The 19797-nt window shown below is 62.7% G+C and carries 18 protein-coding genes and 1 riboswitch; of the genes, 5 read left to right on the top strand and 13 right to left on the bottom strand.

Annotated elements, in window-relative coordinates:
* Positions 1 to 22: 22 nt before the first annotated feature.
* Positions 23 to 1270 (bottom strand): aromatic ring-hydroxylating oxygenase subunit alpha, encoded by a 1248-nt coding sequence (locus NKJ88_RS20110; RefSeq protein ID WP_023823862.1) that lies wholly within the window; start codon positions 1268 to 1270, stop codon positions 23 to 25.
* Between the two features lie 117 nt (positions 1271 to 1387).
* Positions 1388 to 1589, bottom strand: a riboswitch (cobalamin riboswitch).
* Between the two features lie 500 nt (positions 1590 to 2089).
* Between NKJ88_RS20110 and NKJ88_RS20105 the strand changes: the two genes are divergently transcribed.
* From NKJ88_RS20105 to NKJ88_RS20095, 3 genes are all read left to right on the top strand, one after another.
* Positions 2090 to 2296 carry a DUF680 domain-containing protein gene (locus NKJ88_RS20105; RefSeq protein ID WP_023823863.1) on the top strand — a complete coding sequence of 69 codons (207 nt, stop codon included), beginning with the start codon at positions 2090 to 2092 and terminating at the stop codon, positions 2294 to 2296.
* 66 nt (positions 2297 to 2362) lie between these two features.
* Complete coding sequence (locus tag NKJ88_RS20100; RefSeq protein ID WP_023668886.1) at positions 2363 to 2566, top strand: DUF680 domain-containing protein; 204 nt, start codon at positions 2363 to 2365, stop codon at positions 2564 to 2566.
* A gap of 71 nt (positions 2567 to 2637) precedes the next feature.
* Entirely contained in the window at positions 2638 to 2871 is a 234-nt protein-coding gene (locus tag NKJ88_RS20095) for a DUF680 domain-containing protein (protein WP_023715518.1), read from the top strand.
* Between the two features lie 72 nt (positions 2872 to 2943).
* On the opposite strand, the gene NKJ88_RS20090 is transcribed toward NKJ88_RS20095, so the two are convergent.
* From NKJ88_RS20090 to NKJ88_RS20070, 5 genes are all read right to left on the bottom strand, one after another.
* On the bottom strand, positions 2944 to 4056 hold the full coding sequence (locus NKJ88_RS20090; protein ID WP_352445154.1) for an ABC transporter ATP-binding protein: 1113 nt from the start codon (positions 4054 to 4056) through the stop codon (positions 2944 to 2946).
* Between the two features lie 66 nt (positions 4057 to 4122).
* Positions 4123 to 5787, bottom strand: a complete 1665-nt coding sequence (bglA, locus tag NKJ88_RS20085) for a beta-galactosidase BglA (RefSeq protein ID WP_352445152.1) — start codon at positions 5785 to 5787, stop codon at positions 4123 to 4125.
* 5 nt (positions 5788 to 5792) lie between these two features.
* Positions 5793 to 6947: a carbohydrate ABC transporter permease gene (locus tag NKJ88_RS20080; protein ID WP_023823864.1), complete on the bottom strand. Its 1155-nt coding sequence runs from the start codon at positions 6945 to 6947 to the stop codon at positions 5793 to 5795.
* A 1-nt stretch (position 6948) separates the two neighbouring features.
* Positions 6949 to 7962 (bottom strand): carbohydrate ABC transporter permease, encoded by a 1014-nt coding sequence (locus NKJ88_RS20075; protein ID WP_023668891.1) that lies wholly within the window; start codon positions 7960 to 7962, stop codon positions 6949 to 6951.
* A 235-nt stretch (positions 7963 to 8197) separates the two neighbouring features.
* A complete protein-coding gene (locus NKJ88_RS20070; protein WP_023668892.1) occupies positions 8198 to 9553 on the bottom strand; it encodes an ABC transporter substrate-binding protein in 1356 nt (451 codons plus the stop codon).
* Between the two features lie 363 nt (positions 9554 to 9916).
* Here NKJ88_RS20070 and NKJ88_RS20065 point away from each other — a divergent pair, with 363 nt between their 5' ends.
* Positions 9917 to 10939, top strand: a complete 1023-nt coding sequence (locus NKJ88_RS20065; protein ID WP_023684299.1) for a substrate-binding domain-containing protein — start codon at positions 9917 to 9919, stop codon at positions 10937 to 10939.
* 166 nt (positions 10940 to 11105) lie between these two features.
* Positions 11106 to 12452 carry an NAD(P)/FAD-dependent oxidoreductase gene (locus tag NKJ88_RS20060; protein WP_023696898.1) on the top strand — a complete coding sequence of 449 codons (1347 nt, stop codon included), beginning with the start codon at positions 11106 to 11108 and terminating at the stop codon, positions 12450 to 12452.
* 26 nt (positions 12453 to 12478) lie between these two features.
* On the opposite strand, the gene NKJ88_RS20055 is transcribed toward NKJ88_RS20060, so the two are convergent.
* From NKJ88_RS20055 to NKJ88_RS20025, 7 genes are all read right to left on the bottom strand, one after another.
* A complete protein-coding gene (locus tag NKJ88_RS20055; RefSeq protein WP_352445148.1) occupies positions 12479 to 13906 on the bottom strand; it encodes a S8 family serine peptidase in 1428 nt (475 codons plus the stop codon).
* Positions 13896 to 14564, bottom strand: coding sequence for an anti-sigma factor (locus NKJ88_RS20050; protein ID WP_352445218.1), 669 nt, complete (start codon positions 14562 to 14564; stop codon positions 13896 to 13898). The genes NKJ88_RS20055 and NKJ88_RS20050 overlap by 11 nt, the downstream gene beginning before the upstream one ends.
* A 14-nt stretch (positions 14565 to 14578) precedes the next feature.
* Entirely contained in the window at positions 14579 to 15145 is a 567-nt protein-coding gene (locus tag NKJ88_RS20045) for a sigma-70 family RNA polymerase sigma factor (protein WP_027049224.1), read from the bottom strand.
* A 287-nt stretch (positions 15146 to 15432) separates the two neighbouring features.
* Positions 15433 to 16272: an alkaline phosphatase family protein gene (locus tag NKJ88_RS20040; RefSeq protein ID WP_023694742.1), complete on the bottom strand. Its 840-nt coding sequence runs from the start codon at positions 16270 to 16272 to the stop codon at positions 15433 to 15435.
* Between the two features lie 64 nt (positions 16273 to 16336).
* A complete protein-coding gene (locus tag NKJ88_RS20035; RefSeq protein WP_023694741.1) occupies positions 16337 to 17992 on the bottom strand; it encodes an ABC transporter ATP-binding protein in 1656 nt (551 codons plus the stop codon).
* On the bottom strand, positions 17992 to 18816 hold the full coding sequence (locus tag NKJ88_RS20030) for an ABC transporter permease (protein WP_023671389.1): 825 nt from the start codon (positions 18814 to 18816) through the stop codon (positions 17992 to 17994). The genes NKJ88_RS20035 and NKJ88_RS20030 overlap by 1 nt, the downstream gene beginning before the upstream one ends.
* A gap of 9 nt (positions 18817 to 18825) precedes the next feature.
* Positions 18826 to 19785, bottom strand: coding sequence for an ABC transporter permease (locus NKJ88_RS20025; protein ID WP_023671388.1), 960 nt, complete (start codon positions 19783 to 19785; stop codon positions 18826 to 18828).
* Positions 19786 to 19797 lie beyond the last annotated feature (12 nt).

The following is a 19797-nucleotide window of genomic DNA, read 5'->3' as shown; positions in this document are numbered from 1 at the left end:
GTCCCTCTTCGCCTGCTCCAGTTCACGCGACGCTGCGCAGCGCCGGCCGGCCGCCTTCGGCAAGGCGCGGGCCGATGAAGGCCGCGTACCATTCGACGAACTGGATCACGCCGCCCTCATGCAGCTCCGAATAGGGGCCGGGCTCATAGGCCGGCGACAGGATGCCGAAGGCGTTTTCCTCGACGATGCGGCGGTCCTGGTCGTTGGTCTCGGTCCAGACATGGGTGAGCTCCTCAAGGTTGTAGTCGACGCCCTCGACCGCATCCTTGTGCACCAGCCACTTGGTCGTCACCGCGGTTTGCGTGGCGCTGATCGGCAGCACCCGGAAGGTGACCGCATGGTCGATCAGGATGTGGTTCCAAGTCGTCGGATAGTGGTAGTGCATCAAGGTGCCGATGCGGTCGGCGGCAACAGTGTCGGACAGGTTCTTCGTCACCGCGCGCTTTCCCGACATCGTGTAGCTGACGGCATCGCGCAGCAGCGGCGCGCGGGTGGCGCGGTATTGCCCGGCCGGATCGATGCGGAACTTGCTCGGCAGGCCCGCCGCCTCGCATTTCGCCCAGTGCGCCAGCATCTCCGGATCGCTGTCGGCGCCCTGCACGCCGGTCACCGTCGGCGCTTCGGGGAATGTCTTGCACAGCTCTGGATGATTGCCGGCGCAGTGATAGCATTCGCGGTTGTTTTCCCAGACCAGCTTCCAGTTGCCCTTCTCGATGATGGTGCTCTCGAAGGCGACCTTGGCTTCATTCAGCCCGTGCGGCTTGAGGTAGGGCTCTATCATGGCGCGCATCGGCGCAAAGTCGGCAGGTTCTTTTGCCAGGCAGATGAAGATATAGCCGCCGACGCTCTCGCAGGCGACGGGCTTCAGGCCGAACTGGCTCTTGTCGAAACCGTCGGCCATCTGGCGGGCAAACAGCAGCCGGCCGTCAAGCTCGTAGGTCCACTGGTGATAGGGGCAGACAAGCTTTGCCGCCATGCCCTTCTCAGTGTTGCAGACACGGCTGCCGCGATGGCGGCAGGAATTGTGAAAGGCGTTGATGTTGCCCTTCTGGTCGCGGACCAGCACCACCGGATAATCGCCGATCTGCACGGTGATATAGCTGCCGGGCTTCGGCAGTTCGCAATCATGGCCGATGAACAGCCAGTCGCGATACCAGATAAGCTCCATGTCGAGCTTGAAATAGTCCGGGTCGGTGTAGAAGGGCTGTTCCAGCGAAAAGCCTTGCTTGCGGCCGTTCAGGAGCCTCAGCATGTCGTTGCGCGTATCCATAGTTCTGTCCTCGTGGGTTAAGGACTGAACTTGGTGGTGATGGAGGAAGGATCGGACGCAGGCCGGCGCGGCGCCGGACATGCACTATCCACCTCTTGACCGCCCACCGCGATCAGTCGAGTCTATGCATCTCGGGCTGGTTTCCGGGCTCTGGAGTTGTCCTTGCGGACCATCGCGACACCTTCCCAGGCTCTTGCCCAGTGGTCTCCCGTTGCGACTTCAACTCCACCACCGTTGCGGGGGCAGCGCCGGATTCTGACCGGCTTCCCAATTCTCCGCTGCGTCGTCACGAAGCGGCACCTGAGATGCCATCATCTAATCACGGCAGCGATCGCGACGTCGGCATGAAAGCGACATCATATCCATGCGGCGCGACACGCGCGGCATACGCCCCCCGCCGCCGGTCAAAGAGCTGAGACGTTTCTTGCGACGCCATCATCGCCGTTTCGAATCGCTGCGGATCCAGTTCCGATCGGGGGCAAAAAGGGCTCAACGGTATCGAAAAGTTACTATTAGCAATCTCTAATCGAACCGAACGGTTCGTTTCTGTTGACAATGCGTGCAGGACGGTGTGAACGACGGCCCGGAAACCGACACCGGAGCGAACCACTCGGTTCGACATAAGCAACTGAAAACAATGCGATAAATGACCATAGAGGAACTTCCTGGCACAATTTCAAGGTGCAGGACCGTGGTCCACACGGAACAACTTCGTGATTGGAAACCAGCCTATGGCTTTCCCACATCGGGGCTGTCCGAACGACGCGAATTCCTCCCAAGACACGCCGCTAGACGGACAGACAAACTGGAGTACTAAAAATGAAAAAGATCATCCTCACTGCCGCAGCCGTTTTGGCGATCACCGGCAGCGCCTTCGCCGGTAGCGACAATTACGCTTCCAATGGTGCGAACCAGCCAGCCGTCTCGGTCGACAGCTCGTATACGGCTTCCATTCAGAAGCCGGCGCACGCTGACAAGCAGCCTGTCGTTCAGGGCGCCGACCGCGACCTCTACGGCAATCGCTGATCCCGACCAAAGAAGGGCGGCTAACCCGTCGCTCTCGGGATCCCAAAAAATTCAGGAGTATTTGAAATGAAAAAGATCATCCTTGCTGCCGCCGCCGTTTTGGCCATCTCCGGCAGCGCTTTCGCCGGCAGCGACAACTACGGTTCGAACGGCGCCAACCAGCCTGCGATTACGTCGACCGATAGTGGCCATACGGCTTCGGTTGAGAAGTCGGCTCCAGCCGAGCAGGCGCCTGCCCACGGTGCCGACCGTAACCTTTTCGGCCGCTAAAAGCCGGTTTCCAGCACGTGGCGGGCTTATCCGCTGCAGCTGGCGGCATCAGAAAAATTCAGGAGACTAAAATGAAGAAGATTGTTCTTGCCACCGCAGCCGTTCTGGCTGTTTCGAGCGCTGCCTTTGCCGGCAGCGACAATTATGGCTCCAATGGCGCCAACCAGCCGGCCGCTGCCGTCGACACCACCCGCACTTCGTCGACCGGCACCAACTCGGCGGTCTACAAGCTGCTGAACTCGTCGAACGACCAACAGAAGTTCGTTCCTCAGAGCAGCGACAGGGATCGGTTCGGCAACAACTAACAGCCGAAGCTTAAAAAAGAGCGGCGGGCCTGGCCCGCCGCTCTTTTTTCATGCCTGTACGACGCAGCTATCTCAAGCCGCCTTCACTTCCACCGGCTTGAGCGAGAAGGAGTGCCCATCGGCGTCGAAGATGTGCAGGTCCCCGGCATCCGCGGTCAGTCGCAGCTTTGCCCCGCGCTTGACCTCGACATTGCCGGGCAGCTTGGTCACCAACGGCAGGTCAGCGCGGCCGATATCGACATAGACAAGCTGCACCTCGCCGAGTTGCTCGACATAGTCCACCACGCCCTCGAAAAGATATTCCGCGCCGGTGGCGGCCGACAGATCCTCCGGCCGCACGCCGAAGCTGACTGCCGCACCCTTTGCTGACGCCGGCGTTGCGATCGGCACCGTTGCCTTGCGGCCGCCGACATGGCTGACGATTGTCGGGTTGCCCGTCCTGTCGATTGTCGCCGGCAGGATGTTCATGGCCGGCGAGCCGATGAACTGGGCAACGAACAGATTGCCGGGCTTCTTGTAGAGGTCCATCGGCGTGCCGACCTGCTCGATATGGCCATCCTTCAGCACGACGATGCGGTCAGCCAGCGTCATCGCCTCGACCTGATCGTGGGTGACGTAGATCATGGTCGTGGCAGGCATCGATTCCTTCAGCTTGGCGATCTCGATGCGGGTGGCGACGCGCAGCGCCGCGTCGAGGTTCGACAGCGGCTCGTCGAACAGGAACACTTTCGGGTTGCGCACGATGGCCCGGCCGATGGCGACGCGCTGGCGCTGGCCGCCCGACATGGCCTTGGGCAGACGGTCGAGATATTTGGTCAGCTGCAGGATCTCCGCTGCCTGCCGCACCCGCTTGTCGATCTCGGCCTTGCTTTCCTTGCCGATCTTCATCGAGAAGGCCATGTTGTCGTAGACGGTCATGTGCGGATAGAGCGCATAGGACTGGAACACCATGGCAATGCCGCGCTTGGAAGGCGGCACGTCGTTCACCACCTCGCCGGCGATCTTCAGCTCGCCGGAGGTGATCTCCTCAAGCCCGGCGATGGACCGCAGCAAGGTCGACTTGCCGCAACCCGACGGGCCGACGAAGACGATGAACTCGCCCGACTTTATGTCGAGCTCGATGCCGTGAAGAATGTGCAGATTGCCGTATGATTTCTTCACCTGTCTCAGCGTGACATCGGCCATAATTTCCTCCCAGTGATTTCCCTAGAGAACCTGGATTTCCTCAAAAAATCCAGTTTCGTCAAAAACTCAGTCGATGCGCCCGAACCAGGCGCCGTAGCCGCCGAGGCGGATGGAACCTGTGCCGGATTGTCCCGAAAAACCGTGCCCGGCCAATGGCAGCAGCGCCTGACCACCGAGATCGACCTCGGCCGGCTTGCTGGCCAGATTGAAGACGCAGACGATCTGCTCATTGCCCTCACGGCGGGTGAAGGCGACGGTGTCGCCCTCGCTTTCGATGAACTCGATGTCGCCCTTGGCCAGGGCCGGATGCTGGCGGCGGAAACCGAGAAAGCGCCGGTAGTGCTCGAGCAGCGAGGCCGCGTCGCCCTGCTGAATATTGACCGCTTGCGACAAATGCTTGCCCGGCACCGGCAGCCAGGGCTTGGCCGTCGAAAAGCCGGCATTGCTTGCGGTTGCATCCCACACCATCGGCGTGCGGCAGCCGTCGCGGCCCTTGAATTCTGGCCAGAAGCGAATGCCGTAGGGGTCCTGCAGATCCTCGAACTGCAACTCGGCTTCGCCCAGCCCAAGCTCCTCTCCCTGATAGAGGCAGACCGAACCGCGCAGCGACATCAGCAGCGCCGCGATAACCTTCAGATAGGCAGCCGGGTCGGCCTCGTCGGCGGCCCAGCGCGAGGCCGGACGCATCACGTCGTGGTTGGAAAATGCCCAGCACGACCAGCCGTCGCTGGCGACCTTGCCGAAGGCTTCCAGCACCTGGCGCACCTTGGCGGCGCTGATCTTTTCCGGCGCCAGGAAATCGAAGGAATAGCACATGTGGACGCGTTTGCCGCCGGCGGTGTAGGCGGCGACCACTTCCAGCCCGCGTTGCGAATCGCCGACTTCGCCGACTGCGGCGGTTGCCGGATATTCGTCGAGCAGCGCCCGGAACCGTTCGAGGAAGGCAAGGTTTTCCGGCCGGCTCTTGTCGTAGATATGGTCCTGGTAGTTGTAGGGATTGACCGCGGGTGCTGTCTGGTCGTTGCGCTCTTCGGGCGGCAGCGGCGGATTGTTCTCCAGCCCCTGGCTGTGGAAATAGAAATTGATGGTGTCGAGGCGGAAGCCGTCGACGCCGCGCTCCAGCCAGAAGCGGGTGACGTCGAGCAGCGCGTCCTGGACTTCCAGATTGTGGAAGTTGAGGTCCGGCTGCTCGGACAGGAAATTATGCAGATAATATTGCTGGCGGCTGGTGTCCCACTGCCAGGCCGAGCCGCCGAAGATCGACAGCCAGTTGTTGGGCGGCGTGCCGTCCGGCCTGGCGTCGGCCCAGACATACCAGTCGGCCTTCGGATTGCCGCGGCTGGCGCGGCTCTCCTTGAACCATGGATGGTTGTCGGCGGTGTGCGACAGCACCTCGTCGATCATCACCTTGAGGCCGAGGTGATGGGCTTCCGCAACCAGCGCGTCGAAATCGGCGAGCGTCCCGAACATCGGGTCGACGTCGCAATAGTCCGACACATCGTAGCCGAAATCCTTCATCGGCGACTTGAAGAAGGGCGAAATCCAGATGGCGTCGACGCCGAGCGAGGCGATGTAGGGCAGCCTGCGGATGATGCCCTTGAGGTCGCCGATGCCGTCGCCATTGGAGTCCTGATAGGAGCGCGGATATATCTGGTAGATCACCGCGCCCCGCCACCAGTCGCGACCGACGGCGAGATCGGGCTTCGAGGTCGCCTTCAAAGCGGCTTGCATAAGTCTCAACCTCCTTTGACCGAGCCGGCCAGCAGCCCGCGGACGAAATAGCGCTGCAGCGAGAAGAACACGATCAGCGGCACGATAATGGTGACGAAGGCCGATGTCGTCAGGATTTCCCAGTCGCCGCCGCGCGAGCCGAGCAGTGCGTTGAGCTTCGCGGTCAGCACGATCTGATCCCCTTCGGTACCGAGGAAAACCATTGCCACCAATAAGTCGTTCCACACCCACAGGAACTGGAAGATCGCAAAGGACGCCAGCACCGGGAAGGACAGCGGCAGCACGATCTTGACGAAGATTTCGAAATCGCTGGCGCCGTCGATGCGCGCCGATTCCATGATCTCGCGCGGCAGGCCGGCAATATAGCTGCGCAGGAGATAGATGGCGAAGGGCAGGCCGAAGCCGGTATGCGCCAGCCAGATGCCGAGATAGGTTTTCGACGGCACACCGAAGAAGATGCCGACGCCGTTGTAGATTTTCAAAAGCGGGATCAAGGACATCTGCAGCGGCACGACCAGCAGGCCGATGATGGTGGCGATCAGCAAGGCGCGGCCGGGAAAACGCATCCAGGCCAATGCATAAGCGGCGAAGGCGGCGATCAGGATCGGGATGACCGTCGCCGGGATGGTAACGGTCAGCGAGTTTATGAACGAGCGGCCGATGCCCTCCGAAAACAGCACGGTCTTGTAATTGTCGGTGGTGAATTTCGGTGGCGCCGACGAGGCGTAATAGACGCGCTGGCCACGGTCGCCTTCGAAAGCCTTGGGCGAACTCATGACGAACGTGCCGTCGGCATTGAGCTGCAAGGTCACGCCGTCGCCGAGATCGGCAGTGGTGCCGGCCGGATATTGCGTCGGTGCCGCCGACTTGACGCCGAAGGCGCTGATGTTGCGCGCAGCACCGTCGCCGAAGATGTTGCCGGCAAGCACGAACTTGCCGTCCTTCTCGACCTGCGCCGAGGCCGGCGGCAGGCGGCCAGCTTCAGTCTGGCTGGAGCTGGAGAACGAGTTCCACCAGCCCGAGGCGATGATCTGGTCCTTGTCGCGCAGCGACGAGACCAGGATGCCGAGCGTCGGCACGGTCCAGATGGCGACGAAGAGGAGCACGGCGATGTGGACGCCGAAGCGGCTGGCAAAGGACTTCCCGGTCGCGACGGCCATCTCAATGTCCTCCCGTCTCTTTGTTCGCCTGGCGGATGTTCCAGACCATGATCGGGATGACCGCGATCATGATGATGATGGCGATGGTGGCGCCGCGGCCGAAATCGCCGCCGCCGCGGAACATCCAGTCGAACATCAGATTGGCCAGCACCTGGCTGTTCCACTGGCCATTGGTCATGGTCAGCACGATGTCGAACACTTTCAGCACCAGGATGGTGATCGTCGTCCAGACCACGGCGATGGTGCCCCAGATCTGCGGCACCATGATCTTCCAGAAGATCTGGAACGGATTGGCGCCGTCGATGACCGCGGCTTCAAGCGTCTCTTCGGGGATGCCGCGCAACGCCGAAGACAGGATGACCATGGCAAAGCCGGTCTGGATCCAGATCAGGATGATCATCAGGAAGAAATTGTTCCAGAACGGCAGCGATATCCAGACCTGCGGCTGGCCGCCGAAATACTGGATGATGGCGTTGAGCAGGCCGATCTGCGTCTGGCCCTCGCCGCGATATTCGTAGATGAATTTCCAGATCACGCTGGCGCCGACGAAGGAGATCGCCAGCGGCAGGAAGATCAGGCTCTTGGCGATTGTGCCCCACCAGATCTTGTCCGTGAGCACGGCGATTATCAACCCTAGAAAGGTGCAGGCGGCGGGCACCACCGCCAGCCAGATGATGTTATTCAGGATCGAGTTGCGGAACTCGCGGTCGCCGAACGCCCATTCATAGTTGGCGAAGCCGACAAAATGCTGGCCGCCGCGGTCGAGGAAGGACAGCCAGAGCGTCGCCACCACCGGATAGATCAGGTAGACGGTGAGGATGATCATCGCCGGGCCGACGAACAGCCACGGACGGACCAGTCCTTGCCGGCGCAGATTGTCGATGGCCGCAGCCCCGGCCACGCCGCGCGACGGGAATATCAGGTCGACCAGCTTGTTGGCGCCCCAGAAATAGGCGACGCAGCCGCCGACGCCGATGATGATGACAAAAATGGCCGATAAGATCTGAGCAGCCATGGGTCCCTCTTCCCTGCGCATGATCGGCCGGGCCTTGAACAGCCCTGGCGATGTGGCTCTGCGCCGATTTAAGTTATTCTGAAACGAACGAACGCAAATCGGTCCGGCGTAAGGCGCCGGTCGGATCCGGGCCATAGCGGCCCGGACCCAGTCTGTGGAGGAAGTCCTGAATTTGCCGCCAAAGCGGCTGATTACTTGGCAGTGGTTACTTGCCAGCTGACTGCTTGCCAGCTGACTACTTGATAGCGTCCCAGCTCTTCTGGATGTCGGTGGCGACATCCTGCGCCGACTTGCCGCCGACCAGATCGATCATGCCGGTCCAGAAGGCGCCGGCGCCGATCTTGCCCGGCATCAGGTCCGAACCGTCGAAGCGGAAGGTCGAGGCATTGGCGAGGATATCGCCCTGCTTCTTCAGCGCGTCGCTGGCATAGGCATCCTTGTTGACCGACTTGAGCGGCGTGACGAAGCCGCCCTGGGCCATCCAGATTTCATGTGCCAGCGGCATTTTCAGGAATTCGATGAACGCGCGTGCACCCTTCGAATCCTTGGTGATCATGGCCAGCGTGCCGGCGCCGAGCACAGGCGTGCCCAGCTCGGGCTTGGATGCATAGGGCGGGAAGTAGAAGAAGTCGGCGTCCTGTCCAACCTTTGTGCCTTCCGGGAAGAAGGTCGGGATGAACGATGCCTGATGGTGCAGGTAGCATTTCGGCGGCACCGAGAAGAGGCCCTTCGGGCTGTCGCGGAAGTCGGTCGCGGCAACCGCCTTGGCCCCACCGTCGACCATCTTGTCGTCGGTCGCGATCTTGCCGAAAATGTCGATGGCGTTGACCACCGCCGGATCGTTGAACGGGATCTCGTTCTTTACCCACTTGTCATACACGTCGGGCGCCTGGGTGCGCAGCATGATGTCTTCGACCCAGTCGGTCGCCGGCCAGCCGGTAGCGCCGCCTGAGCCGAGGCCGATGCACCACGGCGTGCCGCCGTCGGCGATGATCTTCTTCTCGAGGTCGGCGAGCTCTTCCTGGGTCTTGGGAACCTTGTAGCCGGCTTCCTCGAAATTGTCGGGCGAATACCAGACCAGCGATTTCACGTCGGCCTTGTAGGGGAAGGCGAAGAAGCCCGGCTTGCCGTCCTTGTCCTTGAAGGTGCCGAGATCGACCCATGACTGGCCGGCGCCGTAATTGTCCTTGATCCATTTGGCGGTGTCGTCGCCCAGCGGCGTCAAAAGGCCCTTGGACGCCAGATCCTGGATCAGGCCCGGCTGCGGCAGTACGGCGATATTGGGCGGGCTGCCGGCCTGGGTATCGATGACGATCTGCTGTTCGTAATTTTCCGACGAGGAGTATTTGATCTCGGCGCCGGTGGCTTCCTGAAAATATTCGAGAACAGTGCGGATGAGGCCTTCGTCCTCGCCGCGCCAAGGCCCGAAGATGGTCAGCGTCTCGCCCTTGAGATCGACCTTCTTCAGCTCTTCGTAATTGGCCCAGTTGAAGCGCTTGTCTTCCCCGGGCTTGAACTTCAGTTCGGCTTGCGCCGGCAGGGACAAGGCGAGCGTGGCAAACGCTGCGCCAAGCAGAAGCATCTTCTTCATCGGTATTCCTCCCAGTGTGGACACATACACCCGGGCGGAACCTCCATTCCGCCCGCCGACGCTGCAGGACTGTGACTCGTTCAGAAAGGAACCGCAACCTTTCGAAGAGTCTTCCAAAGCGCTTTGGTCTTTTTGATCTCGCCATTGAATCGGCTGGAAGTCAAGAGGGCGGTGGGCTAATCGATTTAATTGCGGGCCGCAAGACTTGGTAAAGTGCACTGCAGCACAGTTTTACGGCGGTGCAGCACCGTATTAAGCTTCAAACTGGCCGGACCAGTGCGTATGGTCGACCAGCTCGGCCGCGCCCTTGTGGCGCCGCGTGGCTTCAAAATTAAAAGCGCTTTGAGGCTTGGAGGCCTGCCAGTGAACCTGAAGCAGCTCTCTCATATGCTGGCCCTGTCGCAGACAACGGTAAGCCGTGCGCTTAACGGCTATCCCGAGGTCAACGAGGAAACCCGCCGGCGTGTGGTGGATGCCGCCAAGCGCCACGGCTACCGGCCCAACCCGAGCGCGCGCCGGCTGGCGACCGGCAAGACGGGCATGATCGGGTATGTGCTGCCGACGGGCGCCTCCGTCGACATCGACCCGCATTTCGTCGAGTTCCTGTCGGGTCTCGGCGACTATGCCCGCTCGCACGAGCTCGACCTGGTGCTGTCGCCGGCCGATGCCGACGACCAGGAAACCACCTATCGCCGCATCGTCGCCAACCGCCAGGTCGACGCCGTCTACATCTCCTCGCCGCGCCCGGCCGACCGGCGGGTGGCGCTGGTCAACACGCTCGGCATTCCCTTCATCGTCCATGGCCGCAGCGAAGGCTTCGATTTCGACTACCCCTTCACCGACATCGACAATGAGGGCGGCTTCCACGACGCCGCCCGGCTGCTGGTTCAGCTCGGCCACCGCCGGCTGGCGCTGATCAATGGCGACGACCGCGAGACCTTCGCCATCCACCGCGAGCGCGGCATGCGCAGGGCGCTGGCCGCGAGCGGCCTGACGCTCGGCGAGCGCCATGTCTGTTCACTCACCATGACCGAGGAGAACGGCTACCGCGCCGCCAGGCGCCTGCTCGAACAGAGCGAGCGGCCGACGGCGATCGCCTGCTCCAGCCTGATCATGTCGCTCGGCGTCGTGCGCGCGGTGCGCGACCTTGGCCTGACCATTCCCGGCGACCTGTCGTTGATTGCCCATGACGACGTCTTTCCATGGCTGAAGCCGGAGAATTTTTCCGTGCCGCTGTCGACGACGCGCTCGTCGATCCGCCTCGCCGGCGCCCGCATCGCCGAACGCCTGGCAGCGCGCATTTCCGGCTTGGAAGAAGGGGCGCGGGGCGAGGTCTGGCCTGTCGACCTGGTGGTGAGAGGCTCGGTCGCCGGCGCGCCGGTTTAGGGATTAATCCAATTGCTCCGCTGGGCAAGTTCACCCATGTGGATGTTGCCCGCAGATAGATTGACTTCGTTGGGACAACGGTCTGCCTGGACCTGTCCTTGATTTGGCTTCGAGTGGGTGGCAACCAGTAAGCCAGAGCCATCAACCAGTCCTCAGGGTGCGCCACTTGCCCATATTCCCGTTCTCCGAAACGGATCCAATCCGGCATCCTGGCCCACCGCCGAAAACGTCGGAGGTGGTCATTGTCGGTGGCGGCATCATCGGTGTGACGACGGCGCTTTTCCTGGCACAGCGGAACATCCCGGTGACGCTGCTGGAAAAAGGACGCATTGCGGCCGAACAGTCGTCCCGCAATTGGGGCTGGATCCGAAAGCAGGGACGCGACGCCGACGAGTTGCCCATCGTCATAGAGGCTATTCGCCTGTGGCGGCAACTGGCTGAGGAATGCGGCGAGGACATCGGCCTGACCCAGACAGGTGTGACCTACCTGGCGAAGACCGACAAGGACATGGCCGGCTTCGAAGCATTCATGAAGATCGCTGCGACGCATGCGCTCGACACCCGTCTCCTGGATGCAGACGAAACCGCGGCACTCATCAAAGGCATGTCGCGCAAATTCAAGGGCGCGATGACGACGCCCTCCGACATGCGGGCGGAGCCTTGGCTGGCGGTGCCCGCACTTGCCCGGCTCGCCGCGCGAAAAGGCGTCAAAATCGTCGAGAATTGTGCGGCGCGAACCCTCGAAATCTCAGGCGGCAAGATCAAGGGCGTGTGGACCGAGGCGGGGTATGTCGAGGCCTCCAGCGTGCTGGTCGCCGGCGGCGCCTGGTCATCTCTGTTCTTGCGCAGACACGGCATCTCCATCCCCCAGCTCAGCGTCAGAGTAACCGCAGCCGCAACGGAGCCCATGCCTGAGGTCTATGCAGGTGCGGCCGCCGACGAACACATCGCGTTCCGGCGCAGGCAGGATGGCGGATATACGCTCGCCGCGGGCGGCAGCCATTTGCTTTACCTGGGGCCTGACGCATTCCGGCACGCCACCAATTACCTTCCCGCCCTCAGGGACAATCCGTTCGGGACACGCTACTTTCCGTTCGCCCCGTCAGGCTACCCTGACGCCTGGTCGACGCCGCGCGATTGGGCGCCGGATTCCGTCAGTCCTTTCGAAAAAATGCGGGTGCTGAACCCGCCCCCTGAACGAGCCGGGCTGCGTTCCATAGAACGCAATTTCGGACGTCTTTTTCCACAGCTCGAAACAGTTCGCCTGAAGGCAGGCTGGGGCGGCATGATCGACGCCATGCCGGACGTCGTCCCCATCGTGGATCATGTGCAGGCCGTCGGCGGTCTTTTCGTCGCGACGGGAATGAGCGGTCACGGCTTCGGTATCGGGCCTGGCATAGGCCGGGTCGTTGCCGACATGATCCAGGGAAACCAGACCGGGCACGACCTCAGCCGCTTCCGGCTGTCGCGCTTCCATGATGGCAGCCCTGTTCGGCTGGGTCCGGCGCTCTGAATTGGGTGGCGCGAAATTCGCCCGGTTTACTTGTTCGCCGCCGCCTTCGTATCCAGCAGCCCATAACCGAAATCATTGTCCCGTCCCTTCGGACCGAGATCCCTGGCGGTGGCGGCCAGCGCCTTTTCGATATCGTCGGCCGAGCGCTCGGGTGAGGCGTGGATCAGGTTGGCGATTGCGCCGGACACGATCGCGGCGGCAAATGAGGTGCCGGTGACGACGTCAGAGCCGGCGCCGCTCGGCGCCACCATCTCGACGCCGGGCGCCGAGATGAAGACATAAGCGCCGCGATTGGCCTGCTGCATCAGCCCGTCCTTGGCGTCGGTGGCGGTGACCGCGATCACGCCGTCATAGGCGGCGGGGTAGCCATAGGGCGCTTTCGGCCCGTTGTTGCCGGCAGCAGCGACCAGGATGATGCCGAGCCCGCGCGCATTGTGGCAGGCGGTGGCGAGCAGATCGTTCTTGGGGCCGACGAAACTCATATTGATGATGCTGACATTCTGGTCCGCCGCCCAGTCGAGCGCCGACAGGATGACATCCATGGTCGACCTGCCGTCCTCGAAGGCGCGGGCGTGATAGATCCTGGCGCCGGGCGCCATGCCTTCGAGCGCGCCGACGCCGGCGATCAGCCCGTCGACCGAGGTACCGTGGTCACGCTTTTCGACCGGCACGTTGGGCATGGCGTCGAACTGGTCGGCAATGACGCCGGACAGCGCCGGATTGGTGTCGTCTATGCCGGTGTCGATGACGGCGATGCGCACGTTTTCGCCACTGGCTTGCTTGTTGTCGAGCTGAATGCGCTCGAAGGCATAGTTGACGATGCCGGCCGCCTGCTGCAGCGAATAGACATGGTTGGGCTCGCGCCGCAGGGTGCGGCCATCGGCGGCCAGTTGCGCCAGCACGGTGCCGACCGGGCGACCGTCGGGGATGCCGAAGCGCACCAGCGTGGTGCCGAGCAGCCGCGACTGGCGCTGCGAGCGCACTTCGAGGCCGAAGGAGGCAGCTATCTGCTGGACGGCGCCGACGTCGCCGTCGACGGTCACCAGCACCTCGTCGGGCACGAACTCGCCGGCGATGGCACGCCTGGGAGCGGTCGCGACAAGATCGGTCGGCGAAACGATGGGGCCACCGGCAGGCGGTCCGGCCTGCGTGTCGGCCGGCGGCGCTGACGGCCGTGGCGTCGGCACGGGCGCCGCGGCAGCGGGTGGATTGGGAAACAGGTCGACGATCAGGGCCGGAAGGGTAACAGCACCTTGCTCTCCGGCGCCCGCACCGCCCTTGGCGTCATTGCCGTCTTTCGGGCAGTCGGCGGCCGTCGCTCCGGTCGCGCCGGTGCAGTCGGTTTTCGTCCGACCGGCATTGGGATCATTGGTCTGCGCCGACGCAGGCACGGCGGCGATTGTCATCGCCGCCGCCAGGATCGCCGCAAATCGAGTGACCGCCTTAGCTGCCATCAACCGGTTTCCTTCCCTCGATCACAGTTTCCGCGAAAGGCTGGGCGGCAATAAGGCCGACGAGCTTGGCATAGTCTGCTCCGGTCTTGGCCGGGATGGCGATACGGAAGACGCCCGAGGCGGCCGGCCCGCCGGCGATCTTCAGCGCGTTCTGGTCGAGGAAGACAGCGATGTCGGACATCTTCGCATCCGGCTTGAACTTGACCAGCGCGAACGGCAGTTTCGCCAACTCGTCCTCGGCCCCGGCAATCTCGAAATCATTACCCTTGCCGCCGGTCTGCACGTAGGACTGCACCACGACCAACGCCAGCAAGACAGCGGCCGCCGCCCAGGCGACACCGACCGGCACCGCCACGACACGGCCGAGCGCCTGCGACAGCCAGGAACGGCCCGCCGGCGCGCGGACCGGTCCGGCTTCGGCGTCAAGCGCCCTGGCAAAGCGGCTGAGCGCATCGGCCGGTGGCCGGATCGCTTCGTTGGCGGCGGTGGCGCCGGAGAATTCGGCCTCGGCCTCGCCAAGCGCAGCCATCGCAGCCGGGTCGGACGCCAGCCATTCCTCGACGGCTTCGAGGTCCGAGCCTTCCAGCGAGCCGTTCAGGTAGAACGGCAGCAGCGTTTCCATTTCGTCACGGCGCGACATTTTTTCAGCGGCGCTCATGTCTTCAGGATTGCTCATGGCCACCCCCTGTCGTAACCGGCGGCCTTGAGGGCTTCGCCGAGTTTCTTGCGGGCGTAGAACATTCGGGTCTTGACGGTGGCGACCGGGATGCCGAGCACCTCGCCAATCTCCGTCACCGACTGTCCATGGTAATAGGCAAGGTCGATCACCGAGCGGTGTTCCTCCGGCAAGGCATCGACGAAGCGCCGCAAAGCGGCGCCCTTGTCTTCCTTCATGGTGGCGACTTCCGGCGTGTCGGCGCCGTCGGGAACCTGCGCCGCATCGTCGTCATCGATCCAGTCTTCTTTTTTCTTGCGAAGCATCGACAGCGCCTTGAACCGGGCGATGCCGAGCAGCCATGTCGAGACTTCCGAGCGCCCTTCGAAACCGGGCGCCTGGCGCCACAGCTCGAGAAAGACCTCGTTTGCGATATCGTCGGCCATCATTTCCGATCCCGTCTGGCGCACCACGAAGCGGTAGACCCGCGCGTGGTGACGCATGAACAGCAGCCGAACAGCGGCACGGTCGCCCTTCGCGACCCGGTCGACAAGCGCGGGATCAGTCTCGGTCGCTGCCGTCATGGCCGGTCGAGCCGCCTGGCTCCTGTCTGCTCTGTCGCCGATAGGTTCAAAAAGGTTCATCCTTCCGCCAAGGAATTTTGGCGAAGCTAACCGAAGAAGGTGAGTGTTGCCAGAGTGTCTCCCTTCTCCCCGTCACTATACAGGGAGAAGGTGGCGGCAGCCGGATGAGGGGCGGCACCGGCGTTGGGGTATTTATGTTTGATGTTGCGCTGCCCCTCACCCTTACCCTCTCCCCGTATAGTGACGGGGAGAGGGGGTAGCGAACGGCGGCTCAGCGACGACCTCCGTCACCCCAAAAACGGCTTAGCCTTCATGGTCTCCGGCACCGGCACACCCAGCCGCTTCAGCACCGTCGGCGCCAGTTGCAGTTGATCAAGCAGCGTGTCCGGATCCGGCCCTTTGCCGGCTCCGAAATAATACAGCGCGAAATCCTGCATTTCATCGTCACGGCCGCCATGATGGCCGCGGTCTGTCTGGCCGTGGTCGGCGGTTACGATCACCTCGTAACCGGCCTGCCGCCAGCCCGGCAGGAAGGCTGCCAGCATGCCGTCCATCGCATAGCAGGCATGGTCCATTTCGTGGCAGTCATGGCCGAAGCGATGGCCCATCGAATCCAGAGTGCAGGTGTGCAGGATACCGTAGTCGATGGCATGGCGTCGGGTCAGCATGGTCAGCGTCGCAAACAGGTCGACATCGCTCGGCGTCATCTGGTTGCGGGCATTGTAGCCGGTCATGGTGTGGAAGCGGCCATGCGCGATCGGTCCGTTGGGCTCGTCATACTCCATGTCCTCGACCAGATCGAACGGATAGGAACGAAAGAATTCCGACCAGTAGGAATGCGTCACCGCGCCGGTCTTGCCGCCGGCCTTGCTGACCTCGGAGAAAATATCCGGCTTGTTGACGAGAAAACGGTTCTCGTTGGATAGGATGCCGTGCTCCTGCGGCGAAACGCCGGTGTGGATCGAGGCATAGCAGCAGGCCGAGGTCGACGGCAGCACCGAGCGCATCTTCCACACCTGCGCCTCGCCCGATTGCACCCAGCCTTCGAGATTGCCCATCAGCCGGCGCCAGTTCCGGTAGGGCACGCCATCGAAAATGATGAGCAGCAGTTTGGTCTTGAGCGCCATGGGCGGCTCCGGAAAGCTTTTGCCGTTGAAGGAAGTTTTCGCGACAAAGGCCGCGAATTCCCTACTAATTCCCCGCGCTCGCCATGCGCCGTCCCTTGATCGCCTTTTCCAGCCAGCCGATCTCCATCTCGGGAACGGACGACAGCAGCAGGTCGGTATAGGCGTCGAAGGGCGGCGTCAGCACCTTGCTCTTGGCGCCGTAGCGCACCACCTCGCCGCGGTACATCACCGCGATCGAATCGGCGATCGACTTCACCGTCGCCAGATCGTGGGTGATGAAGAGGTAGGCGACCTTCTCGTGCTGCTGCAGGTTGAGCAGCAGCTTGAGAATGCCGTTGGCCACCAGCGGGTCGAGCGCCGATGTCACCTCGTCGCAGATGATCAGCTTGGGCTTGGCAGCGAGCGAGCGGGCGATACAGACGCGCTGTTTCTGGCCGCCGGAGAGTTCGGCCGGATAACGATCGAGAAAGCCCTTGCCCATCTCGATCTCGTCGAGCAGTTCGGCGACGCGCTTGTCGCGCTCGCGACCGCGTATGCCGAAGTAGAATTCCAGCGGCCGGCCGATGATGGTGCCGACGGTCTGGCGCGGGTTCATCGCCACGTCGGCCATCTGGTAGATCATCTGCAATTGCCGCAGATCCTCCTTCGGCCGGTCGGCAAGCCTGTTGGCGAGCGGCCTGCCGTCGAAGGTGACGGTGCCTTCTTCCGGCGGCAACAGCCCGGTGATGGCGCGCGCCAGCGTCGACTTGCCGGAGCCGGATTCACCGACGACAGCCAGCGTCTGTCCCGGAAAGATGTCGACCGAGACGTTCTTCAGCACCTTGACGTGGCTGCCGCCGTAAGCGGCGGTGACGTTCTTGACCGACAGGAACGGCGCGGCGCCGGGCTTCTGCTCGGCATGCTCGATCTCATGCACCGAGACCAGCGCATTGGTGTATTCCTGGCGCGGCTCCTTGATGATCTGGCGAGTGCCGCCCCATTCGACCAGCCTGCCATGGCGCAGCACCATGATCTCGTCCGAGACCTGGGCGACGACGGCAAGATCGTGGGTAATGTAGAGCGCCGCGACATGGGTGTCGCGGATGGCGTCCTTGATCGCCGCCAGCACGTCGATCTGCGTCGTCACGTCGAGCGCCGTGGTCGGCTCGTCGAAGACGATCAGGTCGGGTTCCGAACACAGCGCCATAGCCGTCATCACCCGCTGCAACTGACCGCCGGAGACCTGGTGCGGGAACCGCTCGCCGATGATTTCGGGGTTTGGCAGGCTGAGCTTCTTGAACAACGCCACGGCACGTTTCTCGGCCTCGGCGCGTGTCGCCGTGCCGTGCAGCAGCGTTGCTTCCACCACCTGGTCCATCAGCTTGTGCGCCGGATTGAAGGCCGCGGCCGCCGACTGCGCGACATAGCAGACCTCGCGGCCGCGCAATTTGCGGAAACCTTCCTTGCCGCCCTTGAGGATATCGCGGCCGTTGAGCAGCACCTCTCCGCCGGTGATGCGCACGCCGCCACGGCCATAGCCCATCGACGACAGGCCGATGGTCGACTTGCCGGCGCCGGACTCGCCGATCAGGCCGAGCACCTTGCCCTTTTCCAGCGTCAGCGAGACATCGTGGACCAAAACGATGTTCTTCGGCGCCTCGCCGGGCGGAAACACTGTCGCTTCGATGCGCAGATTGCGGATATCGAGCAGCAGGCCGGGCTTTGCTTTTGTGTCAGCCATCACCCGCGTCCTCCCTTCAGGCTTGTCGTGCGGTTGAGCACCCAGTCGGCGACCAGATTGACCGAAATCGCCAGTGCTGCGATCGCCGCGGCGGGAATGAGTGCCGCCCCGATACCGAAGACGATGCCGTCCTTGTTCTCCTTGACCATGCCGCCCCAGTCGGCATCCGGCGGTTGCACGCCAAGCCCGAGAAAGGAGAGCGTCGACAAGAACAGCACCGCGTAGATGAAGCGCAGGCCAAGTTCCGAGACCAGCGGCGAAAGCGCGTTGGGCAGGATCTCGCGGAAGATGATCCAGCCGCTGCCTTCGCCCCGCAGCTTGGCGGCCTCGACATAGTCCATGACGTTGATGTCGACGGCCACCGCGCGCGACAGCCGGTAGACGCGGGTCGAGTCGAGGACGCCCATCACCAGGATCAGCGTCACCAGATTGGTCGGCAGCACCGAAAGCACGACGAGCGCCATGATCAGGGTCGGGATCGACATCAGCAGATCGACAAGGCGCGACAGAAGCGTGTCGAACCAGCCGCCGAACACCGCCGCCGAAAAGCCGAGGATGGCGCCGAGCGAGAATGACAGCGCGGTGGCCAGCACCGCGATGAACAGCGTGATGCGAGCGCCGTAGATCATGCGCGACAGAAGATCGCGACCGAGATTGTCGGTGCCCAGCAAATGTGCCGCCGTCATCGGTTCCCAGACATCGCCGACGATTTCGGCATTGCCGTACGGTGCGATCAACGGTGCGAAAACTGCCGCCAACACGAACATAGCCGTCAGCACGATGCCGATCAGCGCAGGGATGGGGATGCGTTTGATGTCGAGCATGCCCGCCGCCTATTTCGGATGTCTGAGGCGCGGATTGGCGACGATCGCCCCGATGTCCGCAATGATGTTCAGGCTGATATAGACGGCGGCGAAGACCAGGCCGACCGCCTGCACCACCGGCACGTCGCGCTTGGTGACGTGGTCGACCAGATATTGTCCCATGCCGGGATAGACGAAGATCACCTCGACCACGACGACGCCGACGATGAGGTAGGCGAGGTTGAGCATGACCACGTTGATGATCGGCGCTATGGCATTGGGGAAAGCATGCTTGCGGATGACGTTGAAGGCCGACAGGCCTTTCAGTTCCGCCGTCTCGACATAGGCCGACTGCATGACGTTGAGGATGGCCGCGCGGGTCATGCGCATCATATGCGCCAGCACAACCAGCGTCAGCGCGGTGGCCGGCAGCGCGATCGCCTGCATGCGCTCACCGAACGGCATGCCGTCATAGACCGTGGAAATGGCCGGGAACCATTGATACTTCACGGCAAAGAAATAGACGAGCACATAGCCGATGAAGAATTCCGGGAAAGATGTCGAGGCGAGCGCCAGGCCGGAGATCAGCTTGTCGACCCAGCCATTGCGGTAACGCACGGCGATCAGGCCGAGGATGATGGCCAGCGGCACGGCCACGATCGCAGCCCAGAAGGCGAGGAACAGCGTGTTCCACAGCCGCCCCTTGATCGACGTGGCAATATCCTGGCCGCTCGACATCGCCGTGCCAAGATCGCCGGTGAGCACACCGCCTAGCCAATGGAAATACCTGATGTAAGCCGGCTGATTCAGGCCGAGCTGCTCGCGCAGATTGGCGAGCGATTCCGGCGTCGCCGACTGTCCGAGAATGGCTTGCGCGACGTCGCCGGGCAGGATCTGGGTGCCGGCGAAGATCAGGACCGAAACGGCCAGCAAGAGGACGATGCCCAGCGCAACGCGCTGGGCCACAAGTTTCACGACGGGTGAGGACATATCCGCAAAGCC

The sequence above is a fragment of the Mesorhizobium sp. M0016 genome (assembly GCF_040324035.1).
Taxonomy (GTDB): Bacteria; Pseudomonadota; Alphaproteobacteria; order Rhizobiales; family Rhizobiaceae; genus Mesorhizobium.
The sequence above is the reverse complement of the archived record's forward strand: the minus strand, read 5'-3'. Positions and strand labels throughout refer to the sequence as shown.